This window comes from Bradyrhizobium sp. LeoA1Lang (assembly GCF_055413685.1).
This window is the reverse complement of record NZ_JBVAPG010000364.1, coordinates 1-2,369: the sequence shown is the minus strand read 5'-3', so window position 1 is coordinate 2,369 and position 2,369 is coordinate 1. Positions and strand designations below refer to the sequence as shown.

The window sequence follows — 2,369 nt, the reverse complement described above, 5'->3', positions numbered from 1 at the left end:
TCAAAGGCACAAATCAGTTGCCGAAGGTCATCGCAGGTGTCAGATTCAACGACGGCATCGAGGTCATCCAAATGCCGGCAAACCACGCCGCCTGATCACCTCATCACCCAAAATTCCGCATAGCTCCCCAGCTTTCCGCGCGCGTCTTTTCATCGATCACGCGCACCATGTTGGGGTGCTCTTTCGGTCGATAGTGAGAGACGTCGAACGTCGCGAATATGTCGGTCTCTCGCTGCAGCCATTCCCATGCGATCAGGGCAGCAGTCGCCAGCGATGACAGGCCAAGCTCCACCGCCTTGGCGCGGAACGTGACCAGCTCCTCATAGGTCGCGGTCGGTGACTCGCGGCTTGAGCCCTGCAGACCCATCTTGGCGAACGGATTGACCAGCGGCACCTTACCAGGATTGCGTCGCGCGCAGATGTTCCAAGCGCGACCGCAGATTGACTGTGGTGCGACGCTCCCGCTCAACAACCACGCCATCCTTGGCGACCTTGAGGACCAGCAGCTTCTCATAGAGATCGTCGGCTAGGGCTGTATCGATCGCAGTCAAGCGTTTCTCGCCAAGAGGCTTGCCATCCTTCAGAATGTAGCCGCCGACCAGCTTGAATCCTACTTCGTGATTGCGCTTTGGGTCGAGCTTGGTGTAGCGACGGTCGGAACGGTATTCCGCAAACACCCAATCGAGTGTTCCAGGTGCGGCCGCGGCTTGCGACGTTGTAGGAGAGATGCTCGCGCTGCCGGTTCGCCATGCATCGAAGGTGGGCAATAGGATGGTCTCACATCGAGAGACCGCCGCAGCATAGTCTGCACCAAGCGCTTCGCTCTGCACCGTGCAGCCCGCCTTCTTGGCCCACGATGGCACGTGGAAGAAATAACCCCACCCGCCGCTCCTGAGCGGCTTGCGCTCCACATACCTAGGCAGAGGCAGGGCGGATCGGGGTGGCTTTGTCACAACAGCTTCCGAACGTCCTCAGATGTCTCGGCCGGCGATGCTTCGCCCTGACCGGCCGGGGCCTCAAACACCGCAGCTCCGTTCGGCTGCAGCGTGACACGGAAGGGCACCTTCTCTCGCTGGCATGCGCGGATGATCCGCTGCACGTCGGCCTGATTCACGTTGGCTGGACGGCGGGGCATGTCGAATGATCTCTCTGGATGCGTTCCTTAAACTGGTATATACCCCAGTGCCATATCACTCACTGGGGAACTATGGCAGCGAGAGTAAAAAAGCGAACCGATACTTCCACCAATCGGGAATCTGACAAGATCATTGTCCGACTACCGGAGGGAATGCGGAAGCACCTCGCCGACATGGCCTCGCGTCGCGGCAAGTCGATGAACGCCGAGGTTGTCACCGCGCTGACAATCCACATCATGCGCGACGGCGAGCCCGATGAGAGCACAGTCAAAAGCGAGCTCGCCGAGCTGAAGGAGGAAATCAAGCTCAGCGAGGAGGGCCTGATCCAAATGTCGAAACGACTCCAGGCCGGCGTGATCGGACTGGAGAATCTCTTGTTCGACGTTCGAGATGTTGATCTCGATGCCTTCATATCCGATCAGCGCGACCATGGTTTCAACCTGAGCCGGGCGGAAGCGATCCGCAAGATCGTGCGCGCTTACCTTGATGAGCGCGGATATGGTCCCGCAAACAAGAAAAATCCCGGCGGTTAGGCCGGGTTTCGACTTTTCCTCATCCCACCCTTAGATTTTCAGCGGACGTCTTGCCCCTGTTGGTCATTTCTTCGTAGCTCACCTTGGTCCCCTCATTGAGACCGCTTAGCCCCGCTTTTTCTACGGCCGAGATGTGAACGAAGATGTCCTTGCCGCCTTTGTCGGGTTGAATGAACCCATACCCCTTTGTTGCATTGAACCACTTCACAATACCTGTCGCCACGTCGGCACACTCCGTTTTTGAACAAGGGGGGTATTCTATGGTGGCCGGATGGTCCGCGGCAAGAAAAACCCCACCTGCACCCCCGCCCCTTTGCAGTTCGGTCCATTCCCCGGTTGAGCTGGTTTTCTTGGCTCAGAACGAAGTTCCTCTAGCCCCTCGGTACAGCCAGTGACGCCACGCGGAACAGTCCATTTGTAGCAACGTTGAATGATCGCACACAGGATCCGTGTGTAGTGCCCAAAGGCAGCTCGGTCCGGATTTGTCCCCTGGGCCGGTCAGCGTCGACCGCCTATGCTGCCAACAGCGCAAAAGAGAAGGTCGCGCCGCCTACCGGCTCGTTCGATGCAAGAAGCTCGCCTCCGTGTTCGCGCACGATGCCATAGCTGATCCAAAGGCGAGCCCCGTGCCCTCGCCAACCCGCTTAGTAGTAAAGAACGGCTCGAAGATATGGCTGATGTGATCCTTGTCGATTCCAGA

5 protein-coding genes and 1 pseudogene are annotated in these 2,369 nt (G+C 58.3%); 1 reads left to right on the top strand and 5 read right to left on the bottom strand.

Features of this window, described 5'->3' with window-relative positions; translation table 11 throughout:
• Positions 1 to 103 precede the first annotated feature (103 nt).
• The 3 genes from ACZYOF_RS43455 to ACZYOF_RS43445 are packed head-to-tail and all read right to left on the bottom strand — an operon-like array spanning position 104 to position 1,135.
• Complete coding sequence (locus ACZYOF_RS43455; protein WP_394570373.1) at positions 104 to 394, bottom strand: hypothetical protein; 291 nt, start codon at positions 392 to 394, stop codon at positions 104 to 106.
• Between the two features lies 1 nt (position 395).
• Positions 396 to 911 carry a hypothetical protein gene (locus ACZYOF_RS43450; protein ID WP_394570372.1) on the bottom strand — a complete coding sequence of 172 codons (516 nt, stop codon included), beginning with the start codon at positions 909 to 911 and terminating at the stop codon, positions 396 to 398.
• A 38-nt stretch (positions 912 to 949) separates the two neighbouring features.
• Complete coding sequence (locus ACZYOF_RS43445; protein ID WP_130583954.1) at positions 950 to 1,135, bottom strand: hypothetical protein; 186 nt, start codon at positions 1,133 to 1,135, stop codon at positions 950 to 952.
• Between the two features lie 18 nt (positions 1,136 to 1,153).
• On the opposite strand from ACZYOF_RS43445, the gene ACZYOF_RS43440 reads away from it, so the two are divergent.
• Positions 1,154 to 1,669, top strand: coding sequence for an Arc family DNA-binding protein (locus ACZYOF_RS43440; protein WP_394568079.1), 516 nt, complete (start codon positions 1,154 to 1,156; stop codon positions 1,667 to 1,669).
• A 19-nt stretch (positions 1,670 to 1,688) separates the two neighbouring features.
• On the opposite strand, the gene ACZYOF_RS43435 is transcribed toward ACZYOF_RS43440, so the two are convergent.
• Positions 1,689 to 1,892, bottom strand: coding sequence for a cold-shock protein (locus ACZYOF_RS43435; protein WP_130583952.1), 204 nt, complete (start codon positions 1,890 to 1,892; stop codon positions 1,689 to 1,691).
• A 289-nt stretch (positions 1,893 to 2,181) separates the two neighbouring features.
• Positions 2,182 to 2,369: pseudogene (locus ACZYOF_RS43430) on the bottom strand (ATP-binding protein); the annotation flags it as partial.

What these genes read in the sequence shown, in the direction of transcription:
- ACZYOF_RS43445 (WP_130583954.1), bottom strand. Translation starts at nt 1,135, where the DNA reads ATGCCCCGCCGTCCAGCCAACGTGAATCAGGCCGACGTGCAGCGGATC.
- ACZYOF_RS43440 (WP_394568079.1), top strand. Translation starts at nt 1,154, where the DNA reads ATGCGTTCCTTAAACTGGTATATACCCCAGTGCCATATCACTCACTGG.